The 16,978-nt window shown below is 61.1% G+C and carries 16 protein-coding genes; 4 read left to right on the forward strand and 12 right to left on the reverse strand.

Annotated elements, in window-relative coordinates; genetic code table 11:
* Nucleotides 1–273 precede the first annotated feature (273 nt).
* Together G3N59_RS23510 and G3N59_RS23515 are read right to left on the reverse strand one after the other, a co-directional pair.
* On the reverse strand, nucleotides 274–642 hold the full coding sequence (locus tag G3N59_RS23510; protein WP_205985195.1) for a DUF1493 family protein: 369 nt from the start codon (nucleotides 640–642) through the stop codon (nucleotides 274–276).
* A gap of 1 nt (nucleotide 643) precedes the next feature.
* Nucleotides 644–1,075: an STM2901 family protein gene (locus G3N59_RS23515; protein ID WP_205985196.1), complete on the reverse strand. Its 432-nt coding sequence runs from the start codon at nucleotides 1,073–1,075 to the stop codon at nucleotides 644–646.
* Nucleotides 1,076–1,509: 434 nt separating this feature from the next.
* Between G3N59_RS23515 and G3N59_RS23520 the strand changes: the two genes are divergently transcribed.
* The gene (locus tag G3N59_RS23520) at nucleotides 1,510–2,571 is read left to right on the forward strand and encodes a LacI family DNA-binding transcriptional regulator (RefSeq protein ID WP_205985197.1); all 1,062 of its coding nucleotides are present in this window, start codon (nucleotides 1,510–1,512) and stop codon (nucleotides 2,569–2,571) included.
* Nucleotides 2,572–2,604: 33 nt separating this feature from the next.
* On the opposite strand, the gene G3N59_RS23525 is transcribed toward G3N59_RS23520, so the two are convergent.
* The 3 genes from G3N59_RS23525 to G3N59_RS23535 all read right to left on the reverse strand — a co-directional run bounded on the left by G3N59_RS23525 (nucleotide 2,605) and on the right by G3N59_RS23535 (nucleotide 4,696).
* Nucleotides 2,605–2,994, reverse strand: coding sequence for a type II toxin-antitoxin system VapC family toxin (locus G3N59_RS23525; protein WP_205985198.1), 390 nt, complete (start codon nucleotides 2,992–2,994; stop codon nucleotides 2,605–2,607).
* Nucleotides 2,995–3,003: 9 nt separating this feature from the next.
* The gene (locus G3N59_RS23530; RefSeq protein WP_205985199.1) at nucleotides 3,004–3,234 is read right to left on the reverse strand and encodes a type II toxin-antitoxin system Phd/YefM family antitoxin; all 231 of its coding nucleotides are present in this window, start codon (nucleotides 3,232–3,234) and stop codon (nucleotides 3,004–3,006) included.
* 322 nt (nucleotides 3,235–3,556) lie between these two features.
* Nucleotides 3,557–4,696 (reverse strand): porin, encoded by a 1,140-nt coding sequence (locus G3N59_RS23535; RefSeq protein WP_205985200.1) that lies wholly within the window; start codon nucleotides 4,694–4,696, stop codon nucleotides 3,557–3,559.
* Nucleotides 4,697–5,072: 376 nt separating this feature from the next.
* On the opposite strand from G3N59_RS23535, the gene G3N59_RS23540 reads away from it, so the two are divergent.
* Both G3N59_RS23540 and G3N59_RS23545 read left to right on the forward strand, forming a co-directional pair.
* On the forward strand, nucleotides 5,073–5,603 hold the full coding sequence (locus G3N59_RS23540; RefSeq protein ID WP_205985201.1) for a hypothetical protein: 531 nt from the start codon (nucleotides 5,073–5,075) through the stop codon (nucleotides 5,601–5,603).
* A 172-nt stretch (nucleotides 5,604–5,775) separates the two neighbouring features.
* Complete coding sequence (locus tag G3N59_RS23545; protein ID WP_205985202.1) at nucleotides 5,776–6,438, forward strand: hypothetical protein; 663 nt, start codon at nucleotides 5,776–5,778, stop codon at nucleotides 6,436–6,438.
* A 7-nt stretch (nucleotides 6,439–6,445) separates the two neighbouring features.
* Here G3N59_RS23545 and G3N59_RS23550 read toward each other — a convergent pair whose 3' ends face one another.
* The 6 genes from G3N59_RS23550 to ugpC form a co-directional block, all read right to left on the reverse strand.
* Nucleotides 6,446–7,600, reverse strand: a complete 1,155-nt coding sequence (locus G3N59_RS23550) for an arabinogalactan endo-1,4-beta-galactosidase (RefSeq protein ID WP_205985203.1) — start codon at nucleotides 7,598–7,600, stop codon at nucleotides 6,446–6,448.
* Between the two features lie 69 nt (nucleotides 7,601–7,669).
* Nucleotides 7,670–9,637 carry a beta-galactosidase gene (locus G3N59_RS23555; protein ID WP_205985204.1) on the reverse strand — a complete coding sequence of 656 codons (1,968 nt, stop codon included), beginning with the start codon at nucleotides 9,635–9,637 and terminating at the stop codon, nucleotides 7,670–7,672.
* 73 nt (nucleotides 9,638–9,710) lie between these two features.
* Nucleotides 9,711–10,562 (reverse strand): carbohydrate ABC transporter permease, encoded by an 852-nt coding sequence (locus tag G3N59_RS23560; RefSeq protein WP_205985205.1) that lies wholly within the window; start codon nucleotides 10,560–10,562, stop codon nucleotides 9,711–9,713.
* Nucleotides 10,563–10,580: 18 nt separating this feature from the next.
* Nucleotides 10,581–11,486, reverse strand: coding sequence for a sugar ABC transporter permease (locus tag G3N59_RS23565; RefSeq protein ID WP_205985206.1), 906 nt, complete (start codon nucleotides 11,484–11,486; stop codon nucleotides 10,581–10,583).
* A gap of 103 nt (nucleotides 11,487–11,589) precedes the next feature.
* Nucleotides 11,590–12,861 (reverse strand): ABC transporter substrate-binding protein, encoded by a 1,272-nt coding sequence (locus G3N59_RS23570; RefSeq protein WP_205985207.1) that lies wholly within the window; start codon nucleotides 12,859–12,861, stop codon nucleotides 11,590–11,592.
* Nucleotides 12,862–12,955: 94 nt separating this feature from the next.
* The gene (gene ugpC, locus G3N59_RS23575) at nucleotides 12,956–14,116 is read right to left on the reverse strand and encodes a sn-glycerol-3-phosphate ABC transporter ATP-binding protein UgpC (RefSeq protein WP_205985208.1); all 1,161 of its coding nucleotides are present in this window, start codon (nucleotides 14,114–14,116) and stop codon (nucleotides 12,956–12,958) included.
* 280 nt (nucleotides 14,117–14,396) lie between these two features.
* On the opposite strand from ugpC, the gene G3N59_RS23580 reads away from it, so the two are divergent.
* Entirely contained in the window at nucleotides 14,397–15,419 is a 1,023-nt protein-coding gene (locus G3N59_RS23580) for a LacI family DNA-binding transcriptional regulator (RefSeq protein ID WP_205985209.1), read from the forward strand.
* A 12-nt stretch (nucleotides 15,420–15,431) separates the two neighbouring features.
* Here the strand turns inward: G3N59_RS23580 and G3N59_RS23585 are convergent, their stop codons facing one another.
* Nucleotides 15,432–16,940 carry an MFS transporter gene (locus G3N59_RS23585; protein ID WP_205985210.1) on the reverse strand — a complete coding sequence of 503 codons (1,509 nt, stop codon included), beginning with the start codon at nucleotides 16,938–16,940 and terminating at the stop codon, nucleotides 15,432–15,434.
* Nucleotides 16,941–16,978 lie beyond the last annotated feature (38 nt).

Consider the following 16,978-nt stretch of genomic DNA (forward strand, 5'->3'; position numbering starts at 1 on the left):
CAAAGATCTGGAAAGTCTCTGGAGAATTTACCTTAGCATAGACGCCCGGAACTGGAGTCCAACATGTTTTCGAGTTGTCGGGCGAAGCTCAGGCCAGCGAGCACGCCGCGCGCGCTAGCGTAGAGCGCGGGTTGTGCCTGTTCGTTAGGCTGGCCGCTGTAAAAGCTGAAATCAGCTATGGATGTTTGTGAACAAATAGCGCTCTTTGCGCCGCGCTTGGTGTATACGTTCGGATCGTCTGGTGCGTGAATTAGCGCGAATCAATTCGCACAATCAATTACGCCGACTCGCGGCTTCAATTTCTGCGGTATCCCATTCTCCGCGCCGCATTGCTTCAGCCAGCATCCCCAAAGTAATTGGAACAAGCGGCGCGTCGCGGAATTTTCTGGAGAAAATCCCCGCGACTGCGCGAATGATGTCCAGCGAATCGGCGCCGAAATATCGGTCATACGGAAAACCATTTGGCGCGTGAATGTTGAACTTCTCCGCCCATTTATCTATGAACTCAACGGCATCCACGCCGGTAAGCCGCAAATCCTCTTCAATCCGTGATTCTGGTTTTATTTCAAGGCGTCCGAAAAGCGGTCGTCCGAGTTCTTCACGCGCAAAAGCCTCAAGCGCTTCCCAAGTCTGGTCTGTCATATTAAAGAACCCGGTCTTCTGGCTTCGCCATGCGGTTGTACGCAAAAATCGTATTCCGCATGATCAGAAATGCGTCACAGCCAAGCATCACCGTCCCGACAAGGGGAATTGAACGACCCACGAATGCGCCCAGGCTGCGGGTCATTGAGATTCGCAGCCCTCCTGCGCCTGCTTTCACAATAGTCGGTAGCCGGATTGCGACTTTAAACGGCAGGAACTTGCGCGCGGCCATAGAGACGACCGATGTACCGGCGACAGAACCGGCAAGCTTGCCAGCAACCGGAACGTCGTTTTGTCCCAGGAGGATCGCTGCTGCAGCGCCTAGATCGTCCAAACCCAATTCTTCACGGGTTTTATCAAGTGCGATGTAAAAAAATAGTTCGCCAGCGCTGATATTTCGGTGTATGCCGTATGAATATACGTTCGAGCTCATCAGGATTTTCGTTTCGAATATCTGCAATCACGGTTTGAAACGCCGCTACTTTACCGTAATGCTGTGACGAGTTCAAAAGGCACTAGCAACCGCGTATTGCATTACCCGAGGACGATTTGCCTCTCAGAGCGAGGATCGTCAGACGCGGGACGGACCTCTGGGCATGTCAATACGGGTCCCGCAATTCCTCCGAACGTTACGCTTAACGATCAGTAGAAGCCGCGCTCTCTCGAACAGTGTTAACCCTCAAATTCGCCGCAATTCCGCCTCAAATCCCCCTAAAACCCAACACGCCATGCGGCATCCGCACAACGCGGTTGCATCAGCAGCGGGCTCGCGCAAAGCCTTCTGCTAGAATCGATCGAACTGTAACGATAGCGTTACCAATAGCCGCTCTGGTCGCGCTGCACACTACTTCAAAACAAGTTCGTCGCATGACCAAGCAAAATCCCACGCTGGCGGATGTTGCGCAACGGGCCGGCGTCTCGCAGATGACCGCTTCGCGCGCGCTCAACGGACGCCCCGGCGTCTCGCGCGAAACCCGCGATGAAGTGATGCGTATCGCCGCCGATATCGGCTATGTCGTCAATCGCACGGCGCAAAAGCTTTCGGGCGGGCGCAACGGCATTATCGGCATCATGACGCCCGCGCTCGATACCGAGTTCTCCAACGAACTCATTCTGGGCGCGAGTCGCGCAGCGCGCGCGGCCGGTTGCGAAGTGCTGGTGTACACCGTCTCGGACGACACGCACTCGCACCAGGAACTCATCAAGCTCGTGCGGCAATTCTCGGACGGTCTGCTGGTGATCCTGCCGCGCGAAACGCTGGGGCTCGATGCTCTCGCCGCCGCTCACGTGCCCGTAGTCGTCATCGATCAACGCGGTACGCTCAATCGTTTTCCGTCGGTATCGGTCGATAACTACGGCGGCGCCTGTATGGCCGTCGAGCATCTGATCGCGCTCGGTCACACGCGCATTGCGTTTCTGGGCGGCGACGAGTCGATCGAAGGGCTACGCGACCGCCAACGCGGCTATCACGACACGCTCGCGCGCCATGGCCTCGCACGCGACGCGGCGCTGGCCGTGAGTAGCGATCCTTCGAAGACGACGGTGTTCGAAGCCGCTTCGGGCTTGCTCAAACTGCCCGATCCGCCCAGCGCGATTTTCGCGGCCAATGATCAGAGCGCATTCGGAGCGATTGCCGCGGTGCGCGAAGCAGGCCTGCGCGTTCCCGACGATATCTCCGTGGTGGGCTTCGACGATATTCCCATGTCCGCGCAGTTTCATCCCGCGCTGACGACCGTTCGCCAGCCGTTTCAGCAGATGTCGAGTTCCGCGGTGAATGCCCTGCTCGCGCAGATCGCCGGGAATGATGCGGTGGCGCAGCGCACGACTTTTCCTGCGGAACTGGTCGTGCGGCACAGCACGGCGCCAGCACCGCAGCGTGCGAACGAGGCACCCGCACGCAAAAGCAGCCGCGCCCGCGTCAAAGCTTGAAAAGGATAACGAAGTAATTTTCTGGCGGGCAAATTACCAGATCGTATCGATATGCGTGAGCGCGCGGACGCTGGCGTCGGGTGTGACGAGCGGCACGCCCAGCGTGCGCGCCGTGGCGACAACAAGACGCTGCGGCATCGGTAATTGCGCGGACATCGTCGTCGCGCGCACGGCAATCGCCGTATCCACCGGCACCATCCGCACGCCTTCGAGCGAAGCCAGCGTGGCCAGCCAGCGCCGCGTATCCATCGACAGCGCAAGCCGCCCGCTCTCCACGAATTGCGCGACTTCCAGCAGGCTGATGGCCGAAATCAGCACTTCCGATTCTTCGAGCGCACTTTCTATGGCGGCGCGCGCGGGCTCGCTCAGCGCTTGATCGCCGCGCAGCCAGTAGACCAGCGCACAAGTGTCCAGGGCAACCATCTTCGCGTGCTATTTGTGGCTGGCAACGACGGCTTCATCGCCCGTGCCTTCGATATCGCAATACACGATAGATGCACGCAGCGAATCGAGCGGACTTTTGCGTTTCGCCCGATAAGGCCGGATTTCGATGGTCGGCTGGCCGCGGTCGGTCACGACCACGCTCTCGCCCAGCAACTCGACCTGACGGAACAGTTCGCAGGCCTTGGCCTTGAACATCGCTTTGGACACACGCTTTTCCATTGAAGGCTCTCCACCTTGCCGGCGCGCTTAATTATGGTTTTATGCGAGGTCAGCACGATCCGTCGCGCGCCTTGAACGTTATCGCTAACGTTCTCAAGATAGCATGCGAAAGCGTTGCGCTTCAATAGCGCCCGGACCTGGGTATTCCCGATGCCAAAGGCGCGAGAAAAAAAGGGACGCCGGCGTGTCAGGGTGGAGGAGAAAGACCACGCCGGCGCGGCGCGGACCAATCGCATTGCATTGCGTTTCGGCCGCGCCTGTCCATGGGGACTGTCAGCTTGTTGCGAGGCATCTTCTGGCGATGCCATCTGTCCTGCCCGAATCAGAACAGATGCATGACGCCTGCGAACACGCCGAATTGCCCCTGACCGTAGTTGGGATTGCCGTTCGCCGAAGAGCCGGTCGCCGGGTCGTAATCGTTATTGCCGTACGAGCCGTTGCCCAGATTGATATTCGACGTCGAGCTGTTGTGGACGTAACCCGCTTCCGTGTAAAGGAAGGTGCGCTTCGACAGGTTGTACGTGCTGCCCAGCGTGTAAAGCGTGGCATTGCCGTTGCCGTGGTTCGCGTTGGCGTGGAAGACTGCTGCCGTGATCGCCGCCGCGGCGTTGATCTGCCAGGCCGCACCGATCCATTCGTGATCGACGGCGGTGGGTGCGGAAACGCCGTCCGGCTGCGAGGCGTCGGTGACGCCCACGCTCGCGTTGGTGGCGTTCGGCGCGCTCAGGTGCTGGTAGCCCGCGTAGAACTTGACTGGCCCGAATACGAGCGTGCCGCCCGCGAGGATCGAGCGCGAATGCTGGTACACGTCGTTGAAGGTGCCGTCCGCGCCGCGCACTTCGTCGTAGATCACGCGGAAGTCGCCGAGGCTGTACGAGTACACGGCTTCGATGCCGTCGGTGCGGCCCTGGCCCGTGGGCGTGGAAGCCGCATTCCATTTGGTGTTGTTGGTCAGCGCGTACTGGCCGCGCATCTGGAAGCCGTTCCAGCTTGGCGTCTGGTATTCGAAGCCGTTCGCGGCGCTGGCCCAGTTGCGGCCGCGCACGAGCGTGGCGATGGCGTAGCGCTGCATCAGTTGCGGGTCGGCGCCCCAGCTATCCTGCGAGATTTCGCCCGCGCCCAGATTACCCATCTTGAAGGTACCGTAGCGGTCGTTGTCGAAACCCACGATCGCGTGACGGCCGAACAATGCGCCGGCCGACTGGCCCGTCTGCGTATTCAATTGCCCTTCCAGCTTGAAGATGGCCTTGGTGCCGGCGCCCAGATCTTCCGAGCCTTCGAGCCCGAACCACGAGCAACCCCAATCGCCGCTTTCCGCGCTGACCAGATGCTTGTTGCCCGGCAGGCCGGTTTCATACTGGATGCCGTTGTCGATGCGGCCGTACAACGTGACCTGGCTTTGCGCGTGGGCGGCGGATGAGGCCGTGGCCAGCACGGCGAGGCCAATAAGCGTCCTTTTCATCAGGTATCCTATATTTTTTCGTCTGTCTCCAAACCACGTCCCGGCTTGGTGGGGCTTGCCGGCGCAGCAACCTGAAATGCCAGCGGGCACTTCGGGAGCCGATTATAAGAACGAGCGGCGCATGCAGGACGACGATCCGCGCCAGGGAAAATGCGGCCCGCTTCTAACGTTGTTTCCAGTCGGAAGTTGCGGTAACGCTAACGTTATGACTATCTGATGTGGTCAAACCGGGCGCTCAGCTTCATGTTTGTGTGGCGGAACCGGTCGCTCAGGCGGGTGACGGGACGAAATTGAGGGTTGTGCATCGCCTTGTATGGCGTAACCGTCCAGTCGGTCGGCAAAAACGGCGGCCAAACGGTGTTGCGTGGTGTCGCATATGCGCGACGGCCCGATCGGTATGAATTGGCATGAAGCGGCATGCCCCAGGTATGCAATATGCGGTGGGCATGCTATGACAAATCAAACGCCCATCGAAATCGTCAGGCAAAACGAAAGGAAACCTGGGATGGAAGAGGATCTCGAGCTGCCAAAAACCGGCCGCACCGCGATCTGGCTTGGGTTGGCCGGCGTGCCAGGCATCTGGCTCGCGCACCTTGCACTTTGCGTGACGCTCATTTCCAACGCCTGCGACGACTTCCAGCACAGCGGCGCCCTGCCCTGGCCACTGGTCGAGCGGATCGTGGCCGGCGCGTCCGCCGTTTCGATGATCGCTGCGGTCATCATCGCGATTGCGGCTTCGCGCGCCTGGCGGCTGATCGCTTCGCAGGTGCCGGGCAAGCGCAATCCCGCGCGCTTCATTGCCTGGTGTGGCGCGACGGCTGCCGTCGCTTTTACGGTCGGCCTCGCCTTTTCATCGTGTCTGTTGATCGTTGTGCCGATCGACCGGCTCTGCGCAACATTCCACTGACGAATATCGGCTCTATGCGCGTGTTGAAAGGGTCGCACCGCCATTACATAAAGATTTCGATTTGCCGTGCGAAATGCCTGCATCTCGCTCAATTGACTTGCTCTCACCCCACGTAAAGTCACAGACGTCAGGAGGCCCATAGCGAGCGCTTTCTGATTTCAGGGAGAGAGCAGTGAAATCATTTAGTCATCCGATCTATGTTGGGCTGGTTGCCGTACTGGCGAGCGCGGCGATGGCGCAAGTACACGCGCAGGAAGTGTATGTCACGGGCGGTACGCTGGGCGCGGGCTTAGGCGGCGCGCTTAATCTGAGCCCGCACTTTGGCGTTCACGCCGATGCCGAAGGTTTTGGTCTGAGCCACACCGTCACGGTGGACGATAACCGCTACGACGGCCACTTGACGCTCGCCCAGGGCGGCACGTATCTGGATGTCTTTCCGTTCGCCTCCAGCGGCTTCCGCCTCACGGCCGGCGCGCTGTTCAACGGCGATTCCTTGAGCGCGAACCTTGCGCCGAATGCGCAGGGCAACTACGTGATTGGCGGGCAAACCGTGCCGGCGCTCGGTCCTTCGCCCACCGCAAAAGTGACGCTGCCGCACGTCATGCCGTATATCGGCATTGGTTACGGCCACAAGAAGCCCGCATTGGGTCTGGGCGTGTCGTTCGATCTGGGTGTGGCTTATGGCCGCCCGCGCGTGGACTATAACGTGCCGTCGGTCTACGACCCGTATGTCACGAATCAGGACATCCAGGACGAAGAGCAGAAGTTCACCGACAAGGTGACCCGCTACCACTGGTATCCGGTGGCGCAGGTCGCCCTGACCTATCGCTTCTAAAGCACTTTTAGCGCTTCTTGAACACGTCGATGGACGACAACGCGTGACCGTGGAAATCGAATAGCGTGTTGTTGTCCCACTGATCGCCGACGCCTACTTTCCAGCCCACATTCGGCGTGGGAATCCATTCGGGTTCCCACCAGAACACGCCTTTGCCGCGCCCGTTGGGAATACTCTTCACCACGTTCGTGAGCGCGGCGAAGAACTGCGCCTGACCTTCGGGCGTGGGCGGATAACCGAGCGTGCCGGTATTGGTCATTGCGTTGGGTTCGGAATCGCCGTCGCTCGTGGTCCACGGATACGCGGTCTCGACAACGAAAATATCCTTGCCGTAGCGCGTGGCCAGATCGTTGGCGTTGTTCTGCAGGTCGTCGAGCGAGCCCTGCCACTGCGGATAATACGAAAGCCCGATCAGATCGAAATTCACGCCGCGCTGCACCGCGCTGTCGAACCACCAGCGGCTTTTGGCATTGTCGCCGCCGCTATCGATATGCAGCATGTGCTGGATCTTCGGATCGACGGATTTGACCGCATCGTGCGCGGTCTTGAGCAGCGTCGCGAGATTGTCCCACTGGTCGTATTTGCCGAGCGGCCAGAGCATGCCACCCGTAATCTCGTTGCCCGTCTGCACCCATTCGGGACGCACGCCCTCTTCGCGCAGCATGTGCAATACACTCGTGGTGTAGTCGGAGAGCAAGGCGCAGGTCTGTGCGAGGTCTTTTCCCGCCCATGCATGCGGCGGATACTGCTTGCCGGGATCGGCCCACCAGTCACTGTAGTGGAAGTCGATCAGCACGCGCAGGCCTAATTCCGCGGCACGGCGCGCGAGTACGCGCACATGCTTCGCATTGTTGTAGCCTGTAGCGGGGCTTTGATTCGCCGGGAAATAGTCAGGATTGCCAGGGTCATTCCAGACTTTAATGCGAATCGCGTCCAACCCGTGATGCCGGAAAATGCGCAGGCAGTCTTCGGCTTTACCGTGATCGTAAAAGCGTGCGCCGTTCGCCTCCAGTTCCAGCAGAGTCGATAAATCCGCGCCCATTGTCAGGCGTTGATCGTTGCCGCGCGTTTCGCCCGTTAGCGCCGAAGCCGCAAACGATGGGGCCGCACCTGATGCAAGCGCAGTGCAGGCCAGCCAGGACAGCATCTCTCTTCTTTTCATCTGTGCTCCTCCATGGTAATCGGCGGACCGCTTTGACGCGGCCCGCAACGCTTATAGCTTTTAATCGGCTTATTGCGGATCGCGCCAGGCACATACGTCGCCGGTTCCCAGCGATGCCTCTCCCAGCACGAATTGCGCATTGGCGGGCGCAGGCGCCAGTGCGCGTGTATCGCCGAAATTAAATGCGAAAGTCAGGCCGCCGCGTTTCGCGAGGCGCACGCCTTCCGGCAGCGTTTGCAACGTCACGCCCGCTGCGCGTGCCGCGTCGCCGAGGACTGTGCGATGCAGATCGTGCGTCAGCCACGCCGCCAGATATCGGACGCGCCCGTGCGTGAGCAATGCGGGCCAGCCATCGGCGAATTCGGCTTCGATGCGCGTGTCGTCGTTCGCACGCACGTGCTCGCGCCAGTGCAACGCCGTGCCATGCGCATCGCCCACGCTCAGTGCCGGGGCAAGCGTCGGGCGCAGCGACTCGACTTCCAGCACCTGAAGCGGCAACACGCGCTGCAGCAGGCCAGGCGGGAGCGCGCCGGGAATCGCGAAGTTATCGGTCTTGGAACCGCTGCGCGGGCCGAACACCCATTGCGCGTCGCTATGCTCGATCTTCGCGATAAACGCATCGTCGATCACAGCCAGCGACGGCACCACGACAAGCCGATACGCGGAGAGATCCGCATGCCGCGATACGATATCGACATCGACACCCTGCTCGCGCAACGCACGGTAGTAGTCGAATGCAAGCGTCTGATAATCGAATCCCGTGCCGTGTCGCTGGATTTCGAACATCCATTGCGTTTCGTAATCGAAGACCAGCGCGACGCTCGCCCGCGCGGGCGCCGCAAGCGTGCGCAACGCCTCGCTCTGCGCGATCTCCTGCGCCGCGCGCGCGACTTCCTTGCCGCCCGGCGAAAGCTCGTTGTTCGGCAGATTCAAACCCGAATGCATCTGCTCCTGCGCATACGGGCATTGGCGCCAACGGAAGTACGAAACGAGTTCCGCGCCGTGTGCAAAGGCCTCAAAGGCCCACAAACGCACCATGCCGGGCGCGGGCACCGGATTCCACGGCGCCCAGTTCACCGGCCCGGCCTGCTGCTCCATGACCCAGAAACGTCCCGCGCCGATGGCGCGATAACGGTCGTGATCGAACGCCGAAACATCGGGATGCGCGGTGCGTGCGTAACGGGCTTTATCGGCTTCGGGCAGACCGATCACTTCCGTACGCGCGATCGGATAGCTGTCCCACGTCGCGACGTCGATGGCTTTATCCGCAGCGAAGCGGTAATGATCGAAAGTCGTGAAGAAGCCCATGAAGTTGTGCAGCACGTCCACGCCGGGCGCGTAACGGCGCAGCACATCGGCCTGCTCACGGTGAAAGCTCGCCACTTCGTCGGACATATAGCGGCGGAAGTCCAGCAGATGCGAGGGATTTGCGTCGGTAGGCGTGAGCATGGGCAGGCCGATCGATTCGAACGACGGATACTCCATGCTCCAGAACACATTGCCCCACGCGTCATTGAGCGCGTCGACGGTTTGATAGCGCTGTTGCAGCCATTCCTGAAAGCGGATCTGCGCGGCCGCCGAATAGCTGGGCACGGTATCGTGACAGCCGAGTTCGTTATCGGTCTGCCAGGCGACGACAGCCGGATGCTTGCCGTAGCGCTGCGCCATGACTTCGGTAATTCGTACGCATTCCTGACGATAAGACTCACTGGCAATATCGTAGTGGCGGCGCGAGCCGTAATTCCAGCGTGTGCCGTCGGCGCGCACCGGCAGCATGTCCGGATCGCGCTCGACCAGCCATTTTGGCGGCGACGCCGTAGGCGTGCCCAGCACGACCTTCAGTCCTTGCGCGGCCAGCGTGGCGATCGCATCGTCGAGCCATGCCCAGTCAAATTCGCCGGCGCGCGGTTCCATGCGGCTCCATGCGAACTCGGCGATACGCACGTGCGAGATGCCCAGTTCGGCCATGCGGCGCGCGTCGTCGGCCCACATCGTTCGCGGCCATTGTTCGGGGTAATAGCAGACACCGATTTGCATGAGTGAAAACCCGGTTCGAATAAACGGTAGAGAGGAAAAAGGACCTTCGGCATTCGCAATGCCGGACAGGAAATCAGCCCTTGCTGGCGCCGAAGGTCAGTCCCGCGACAAAGTGTTTTTGCATGGCGAAGAACATCAGCACGGAAGGCAGCGCCGCGAGCACCGAGCCCGCTGCCACCAGATTCCACGCCGTGGTCCACTGCCCTTTGAGGGCGGCCACGCCTACGGTGATGGGCGCCGCATCGTCGCCCTGCGTGAGGCAGAGCGCCCAGAAATAGTCGTTCCAGACAAACGTAAAGACGAGAATGCCCAGCGCCGCAAGCGCCGGTCGCACGAGCGGCATGACGATGCGCCAGTAAATCGTCCATTCGCTCGCGCCTTCCACACGCGCGGCTTCGATCAATTCGAACGGCAACTGCTTGATGAAATTGCGCAGAAACAGCGTGCAAAAGCCGGTCTGAAACGAGACGTGAAAGATAATCAGCGCCCAGACGGTGTTGTAGAGTCCCACGCGCAGCGCCATATCGCGTACCGGAATCATGAGGATCTGGATCGGCACGAAATTACCGGCGACGAATGCGAACAGCACCGCGGTATTGCCGCGAAAGCGATACGTCGATAAAGCGAAACCCGCCATCGAAGCCAGCGCGATCGCACCAATGACCGAAGGCACGGTGATCAGCACGCTATTGGCGAAGTAATGCAGCATGGGCGTCTGCGTAAGCGCCGCGCCATAGTTGTCCAGCAGCGCGAAATGCTTCGGCCAGCCCCAGTAATCGCCTTGCTGCAATTCTTCGGTCGAACGGATCGAGGTGATCAGCACAGCGAGCATCGGCAGCAGCCAGATGAAGAGTGCAATCGGCAACGAGATCTTGTAGAGCGTGCGATTCGCGGGTTTCCAGCGGTCGACGGGAAGCGGATACATGCGGAAACTCCCTTGTTTTCAGCGTTCTTCGCGCAGCATGCGGCGCAGATGGAACACGATATAGACGAGCATGATGGCGAACAGCACCACGGCAATCGAAGCGGAATAGCCTTCGCGGTAATACTTGATCGCCTGGTCGTACATGTAGTACGCGAGCACGGTGGAGCTATCGAACGGGCCGCCGCCACTCATCACGGCGATCAGGTCGAAGCTGCGCAGCGCGCCAATCACCGTCAGCACGATCGCCATAAACGTCACGGGGCGCAGTTGCGGCAGGATCACGTGCCAGAAAAGCTTGATGCCCTTTGCGCCTTCCATGCGCGCGGCTTCGACGATTTCCGCGTTGATCGACGTGAGACCGGTGAGGTACAGCACCATGCAGAACGGCGTCTGCGGCCAGAGTGCGGCGAAGATAATGCCGAACGTGACGAGTTTGGGGTCACCCAGCACGGGCACGCCATGACCCAGAATCAGCCGCAGCAGGCCGAAGGTGGGATCGTAAAACCACGAGAACACCAGCCCCACCACCACGCCCGACAACACGAACGGCGCGAAAAACAAGGACTTGACGATGCGAATGCCGCCCACGCGCTGATTCAGATAAAGCGCGAACATCAGGCCGACCGGCGGCGCCAGCAGAAACAGCACGAGCCACAGCAGGTTGTTCTTGAGCGCCGTATAAAACGTATCGGTCTGGAACAGTTCGACATAATTCGCGAGACCGACAAACGTCTTCTCGGTCATGCCGTCCCAGTTATAAAAGCTCAATGCAATGCTATTGACGATCGGATAAAGCACGCAGAGCGTGAACAGCGCGCAGCCGGGCAGCAGAAACCAGAGCGCCGCGCGGTTTTGCTGCCGGCGCACCGTTGAAGTGCGCTGCGTGCGCGCCGTGCCAAGCGGACGCGCGACGGTATCGGACATGGTGAGGCCTCGCCTGATATTTCGGATGACGAATTACATGAAACGCTTGCCGTACTTCATGGGCCGGCGGCGCTGCGCCACCGGCCCTCACAACATGCGCGCTTTACTTGTGATAGATGCGCTGACGCGTCGTTTCCAGACGCGCGAGCAAGGCGTCGATCTGCGACGGATCGCTATAGAACTGCTGCATCGCCTTCATGCCTTCGTCGGCCATTTCCTTCTGCATGTCGCGGTCGTAGAACTGCGCAATGCCGCCGCGCGTATTGGCGAGCGTCTGGAAGCCCACCTTCGAGATGGCGTCTTCGGGTTCGGCGGCCTTGTTATTAGACGGCAACTGGCCCCAGCCGTGTGCGAGATCGGCATTGATCTGTGGCGTTTCCATGAAGGCCAGCAGGCGGCGCGCGTCGGTCTTGTTCTTCGCCTTGGCAGGGATCAGCAGCACGTTGACGGGACCGTCTTCGGCGGTCGGCACATTGGCGTCGATCACCGGGAAGCGGAAGAAGCCCACGTCCTGCTTCATCGTCGCCGGGAAGCTGGCCGAGAAGAACGTGCCCATCAGCATCATCGCGGCCTTGCCGTTGACGAGCACCGGCGCAATCGAATCGACGTCATAGGACAGCGCGTTGTCCATGAAGTAATGGTTGTCGATCAGCGTTTTCCAGGCCGTGAATACCTTTTTCACGCGCGGGTCGGTATACGGAATTTCGCCGGCCATCAATTGCTGGTGGAAAGCGTTGCCGTTGATGCGCAGGTCGAGATAGTCGAACCACGCGGCCAGCGTCCAGCTATCGCGCGCGGCCACGGCGATCGGCTGCACGCCGCTGGCCTTGAGCTTCTTGCAGGCGTCGAGGAATTCGTCCCAGGTTTTCGGCTCGGCTTTCACGCCCGCCTTCTGGAACAGATCCTTGCGATAGAAAAAGCCGTAAGCGTCATAGCCCAGCGGCGCAGCGTACTGCTTGCCCTTATAAGTGGACGCTTCTTTTACCGATGCATACTGCTCGTTCCAGCCGTTCCTGGCCCAATCGCCAGACAGGTCTTCCAGCAAGCCGCGCTGCGCATAGTAGGCCATGCGTTCGCCGTCGTGCCACGACACCACATCGGGCGGATCGGTCGCCAGCCAGCCGCTCATCTGCACCTTGTAGGCTTCTTCAGTTACATAGGAAACCTTAAGATCGACATCCGGGTTGGCTTTCTTGAACTTGTCGAAGGCATCCTGCCAGGTCGCGCGCTGATTACCGCGCGCCGAAACGTTGACAGTGAGCGTGCCGGCATCGGCCGCGCCGCTCGCGAGTGTGGCGGCCACAAGCGCCACGGCGGCAGTGGCGCGAGCCAATGTTCCGAGCGTGCCGGAACGGCGGAAGCGTTGAGCGAACATCTGGTGTCTCCTTGGTTTGTCTTGCAAGGTGAATGACCCGCTCTGGCGGCGGGGTATGGCTGATCGGTTGCTAGGCGAGTTGCTACCCGATACCTCAGGCCAGCGCCACGGAAGCGAGGGCCGGTTTTGCTGCGAGCGCGGGCGACGCAAGGCGGCGGCGCGCCACGCCTGCTTCGTCGAACAGATGGCAGGCATCGGCGGGCACGCGCACACGCAGGCGCTCGCCAACGCCCACGGGCGTATCGCCGGGCGCTTTCGCCACCAGCGTGCCGGACGCGTGATCGGCGTGCAGATAGCTGTGCTCGCCCAGACGCTCAGCCAGGACAGTTGTGCACGCAACCGATTGATCGTCGCCGTCCAGCCGCAGATGTTCCGGCCGCACGCCCAGCGTCACGCGCTGGCCGCGTTGCAGGCCGCGCCCATCGACGCCGGCCAGCAGCGTTTCGCCGCCAGTGAGCGTCACGCGCACGCCGCCCTCTTCCACAGCATCCACCTGCGCGTCGATAAGATTCATGCGCGGCGAGCCGATAAAACCCGCCACAAACAGCGACTTGGGATGGTGATAAAGCTCCAGCGGCGCACCGCTTTGCGCCACGCTGCCGTGCTTTTCCATTTCGGCGCCGGCGTGCAGCAGTACGATGCGATCGGCCAGCGTCATCGCTTCGACCTGATCGTGCGTGACATACACCACGCTCGCGTTTTCGAAGCGTTGATGCAGGCGTGCGATCTCCACCCGCGTATGACTACGCAGCGCGGCATCGAGATTGGACAGCGGTTCGTCGAACAGAAACACGCCTGGCTCGCGCACGATCGCGCGGCCAATGGCGACGCGCTGGCGCTGGCCGCCCGAAAGCGCCTTGGGATGACGATCGAGCAGCGCCTCCAGTTGCAGGCTGCGCGCGGCATCGCGCACACGGCGCTCCACTTCGGCCTTGGGCACTTTGGCGATCTTCAGGCCGAACGCCATGTTCTCGAACACGGTCATGTGCGGGAACAGCGCGTAGCTCTGAAACACCATCGCCACGCCGCGCTCGGCCGCGGGCACGTCGTTGACGAGGCGATTGCCGATGCGCAGCTCGCCGTCGCTGAGTTCTTCGAGACCCGCGATCATGCGCAGCAGCGTGGACTTCCCGCAGCCCGACGGGCCCAGGAACACGCAGAATTCGTGATGGCCGATGTCGAGATCGACGCGCCGGATCACGGGCGGATGATCGCCGTACTGCTTGCCGACGTTCGACAACTGGATCGTTGCCATGGATGTGTCTCCTCCGTTTTTCCGGATTCTTCAGATTTAAGCGCTTAAATTCTACGCGATAAATTTAGCCGAGGGGCTTGTGCAACGGCGATTTAACCGCTTAAATTTCTGGGCGGCACAACCGCGTGCAAATCGCTTCCCGGCTTGGTGTGGGTGAAAATTATCAAATCCCCGCCAGGCTTTGCAACATTTGAATCGCTTTCCCTGAATGTGGGAAAAGTCACGAAAAGCCCGTTAATCCCCCGGGTAAACGCCTAAAAAGCGCTAAAAAAGGCAGGACATGGTCACCTTGTCAGAAGTCGCGCGGCATGCCCGCGTCACCGCCGCGACCGTTTCGAACGTGTTGCGCAACCGCGAAAAAGTCCGCCCGGAGACGGCGGAACGCGTGCTCCAGGCGATAGCCGAACTGGGCTATCGGCCCAATCTGAACGCGCGCGCACTGGCGCAGGGGCGTTCGTCCACGCTCGCGCTGATGCTCTCGAACATCGCCAACCCGTTCTATCCCGAGTTCGTGCTGGCGGCCGAGCGCGCGGCGCGCAAATCCGGCCATTTCCTCATGGTCTGCAACACCGACGACGACGCGCAGATCGGCCGCGCCTACCTCAACCAGATCGCGGGAACGTTCGCGGACGGCGTGCTGGTGATGAACACCGACATCGCCATGAACGAGCTCTGCATCTCCGCGATGCACAACGGGCCGATCCTGCTGGCGATGTGGGAACACCCCGAAAAGCCGCCCGCACTGCCCTGCGTTGCAGTGGATTTCGCCACCGCGGGCGCGCTCGCCGCGAAGCATCTCCTGGAACTGGGGCATCGCAGGATTGGCATGTTGATCGGCGATGGTTGTGGCGGCTTGCAGGATGCGCGCTCGGATGGCTTTCGCGCGGCGCTCGCCGAAGGCGGCGTGGCAGCGGCGACAGCGGAAATGCAGGTGCGCGATTCGATCGATGCGGGTCACGAGGCCTGCATCGCGCTGATGCAGAATCACCCTGAAATTACAGCCATTTTCGGCTCGAACGACCTGCTGGCGATTGGCGCGATTCAGGCCTTGATCGGCACGGGGCGCTCGGTGCCGAACGACGTTTCGGTGATCGGCATTACCGATATCGCGCTCGCGCATCAGGTGCGCCCTGCGCTCACCACCGTGGCGATTCAAACCGCTGCTGTGGCGGAGTTATCGATTCGCAGCCTGATTGAATTGATCGATGCTCCGGTTCAGGAACCGTCGATGGCGATTGGGCCGCCGCCGGAACTTGTGGTGCGCGACTCTACCGGGCCATGCAGAAAGCGTGCGCTTCGTTGAGAACGCAACGTTCTAGGCTGCGGCTCGCCAACGGATCACAAGCGCTAATACTGCCACCACCGCGCAGAAAATCGCCAGCCAGGAAAGCAGATTAGCGCTTGCTACAAGGGTCGCCTGCGTTTCCAGCGTGCTCGCCATGGCCATCATCTCCGGCAGCGGCGGCATGCCGCCCAGATCGAATACGGTGATGCGATCGACCAGCCGCGAGCGCGCGATCGCTTCGCCGTATTGCAGCCAGAGACTGGCCGCGCCCGTGCCCGCCGCCGTCGCGATCTGGCGCACGATATTCTTGAATGCGTAGGCATGCTGAAAATCGTCTTCCGTGAAATCGACGAAGGTCATCCCCGCGACCTGCGCCATCACGAACGGCACGGTCAGCCCTTGCAGAAAGAGCGCGGGCAGGATCACATCCATCGACACCCCCGTGAGCGTGCGCAGTGACAGCATCAATAAAGCCGCCGCGAACATCACATAGCCGAGCGCGATATAACGGCGGCGCCCGAACACCTTGGGCGCCACCACGGAAAAGCACATCATCGCCAGCAGACTCAGCACGGACGCCCACGTGAGCACCTCGCCCGTGACCTGGAAGCCGAAGCCAAAACCGCTTTGCAGCAGGGTTGGAATCAGGTAATTCCACAGGCCGTTGAGGAAGTAGTAGATCGCATAGAACAGCAGGCCAACCAGATACGTACGCCCCAGCAGCGCACGCGGATCGAGCCAGAGTTGCGGCTCGCGACGCAGGCGCAGGAAGGCGGCGGCGATCAGCAGAAATCCCACGAGCGGCGTGAGCGCGACTGAAGGCGAACTGGCGAGTTCGTAGAAACGCAGGTCGCCCAGGCCGTGCATGAGCACCATCGCGCCCAGACCAAACAGAATCACGACCCACCAGTCCATGGGATCGATGTCGATTTCCCAGAGATCGCCGGCGGGCTTCACGCGGCTGGGATACGTGAGCACGACCAGCACCAGCACGGCCAGCGCCAGCACCACCTGAATCGCGAAAACCATCTGCCAGGCGGCGCTTTCCACCAGCACGGCCGCGAGCCAGGGCGTGCCCGCCGACAGCCCGAACGAGCCGATATTGAAGCCGATAAAGAGCGGCGCACGTTCGTCGCGCGCCGATACGAGCTGAATCAGAATGCGCGACGCCGCGAACAGGCCGCCCGCGCCAAAGCCTTGCACGGCACGCGCAAAGGTCAGTTGCAAAGGCGTTTCGCACAACGCGCACAACAACGAGCCGATCGCCGCGACGATCAACCCGACCACCGTATAAGAGCGATAACTGGTGTGCTGCGCGATGCGCCGGAGCATGAGATTGGCAAGCGTCGCCATGGCGGCGTACGAGGTCATGCTCCAGAGGAAATCTTCCGGGGAAGCATGGACGCCGCCGCGAATATGCGTGCCGGCAATGCCCATCATCGACGATGCGACGAAGTCCACGCCGGTAGCGCCGCCCAGCGCGACCGTAAAGAAGAACACGCGCAGCGGTGAAAAATCCGGCAGCGCGCGCAGCTTCATTGGCGCACTCCGCGCGTGCGTGGCGGGACGGGCTGCGG

It is taken from the genome of Paraburkholderia sp. Ac-20340 (assembly GCF_017104965.1).
In the GTDB taxonomy this organism is placed as follows: domain Bacteria; phylum Pseudomonadota; class Gammaproteobacteria; order Burkholderiales; family Burkholderiaceae; genus Paraburkholderia.

What these genes read in the sequence shown, in the direction of transcription:
- G3N59_RS23560 (WP_205985205.1), bottom strand. Translation starts at nt 10,562, where the DNA reads ATGTATCCGCTTCCCGTCGACCGCTGGAAACCCGCGAATCGCACGCTC.
- G3N59_RS23515 (WP_205985196.1), bottom strand. Translation starts at nt 1,075, where the DNA reads ATGAGCTCGAACGTATATTCATACGGCATACACCGAAATATCAGCGCT.
- G3N59_RS23520 (WP_205985197.1), top strand. Translation starts at nt 1,510, where the DNA reads ATGACCAAGCAAAATCCCACGCTGGCGGATGTTGCGCAACGGGCCGGC.
- G3N59_RS23540 (WP_205985201.1), top strand. Translation starts at nt 5,073, where the DNA reads ATGCGCGACGGCCCGATCGGTATGAATTGGCATGAAGCGGCATGCCCC.
- G3N59_RS23535 (WP_205985200.1), bottom strand. Translation starts at nt 4,696, where the DNA reads ATGAAAAGGACGCTTATTGGCCTCGCCGTGCTGGCCACGGCCTCATCC.
- G3N59_RS23565 (WP_205985206.1), bottom strand. Translation starts at nt 11,486, where the DNA reads ATGTCCGATACCGTCGCGCGTCCGCTTGGCACGGCGCGCACGCAGCGC.
- G3N59_RS23550 (WP_205985203.1), bottom strand. Translation starts at nt 7,600, where the DNA reads ATGAAAAGAAGAGAGATGCTGTCCTGGCTGGCCTGCACTGCGCTTGCA.
- G3N59_RS23510 (WP_205985195.1), bottom strand. Translation starts at nt 642, where the DNA reads ATGACAGACCAGACTTGGGAAGCGCTTGAGGCTTTTGCGCGTGAAGAA.
- G3N59_RS23530 (WP_205985199.1), bottom strand. Translation starts at nt 3,234, where the DNA reads ATGGAAAAGCGTGTGTCCAAAGCGATGTTCAAGGCCAAGGCCTGCGAA.
- ugpC (WP_205985208.1), bottom strand. Translation starts at nt 14,116, where the DNA reads ATGGCAACGATCCAGTTGTCGAACGTCGGCAAGCAGTACGGCGATCAT.
- G3N59_RS23570 (WP_205985207.1), bottom strand. Translation starts at nt 12,861, where the DNA reads ATGTTCGCTCAACGCTTCCGCCGTTCCGGCACGCTCGGAACATTGGCT.
- G3N59_RS23525 (WP_205985198.1), bottom strand. Translation starts at nt 2,994, where the DNA reads ATGGTTGCCCTGGACACTTGTGCGCTGGTCTACTGGCTGCGCGGCGAT.
- G3N59_RS23580 (WP_205985209.1), top strand. Translation starts at nt 14,397, where the DNA reads ATGGTCACCTTGTCAGAAGTCGCGCGGCATGCCCGCGTCACCGCCGCG.
- G3N59_RS23585 (WP_205985210.1), bottom strand. Translation starts at nt 16,940, where the DNA reads ATGAAGCTGCGCGCGCTGCCGGATTTTTCACCGCTGCGCGTGTTCTTC.
- G3N59_RS23555 (WP_205985204.1), bottom strand. Translation starts at nt 9,637, where the DNA reads ATGCAAATCGGTGTCTGCTATTACCCCGAACAATGGCCGCGAACGATG.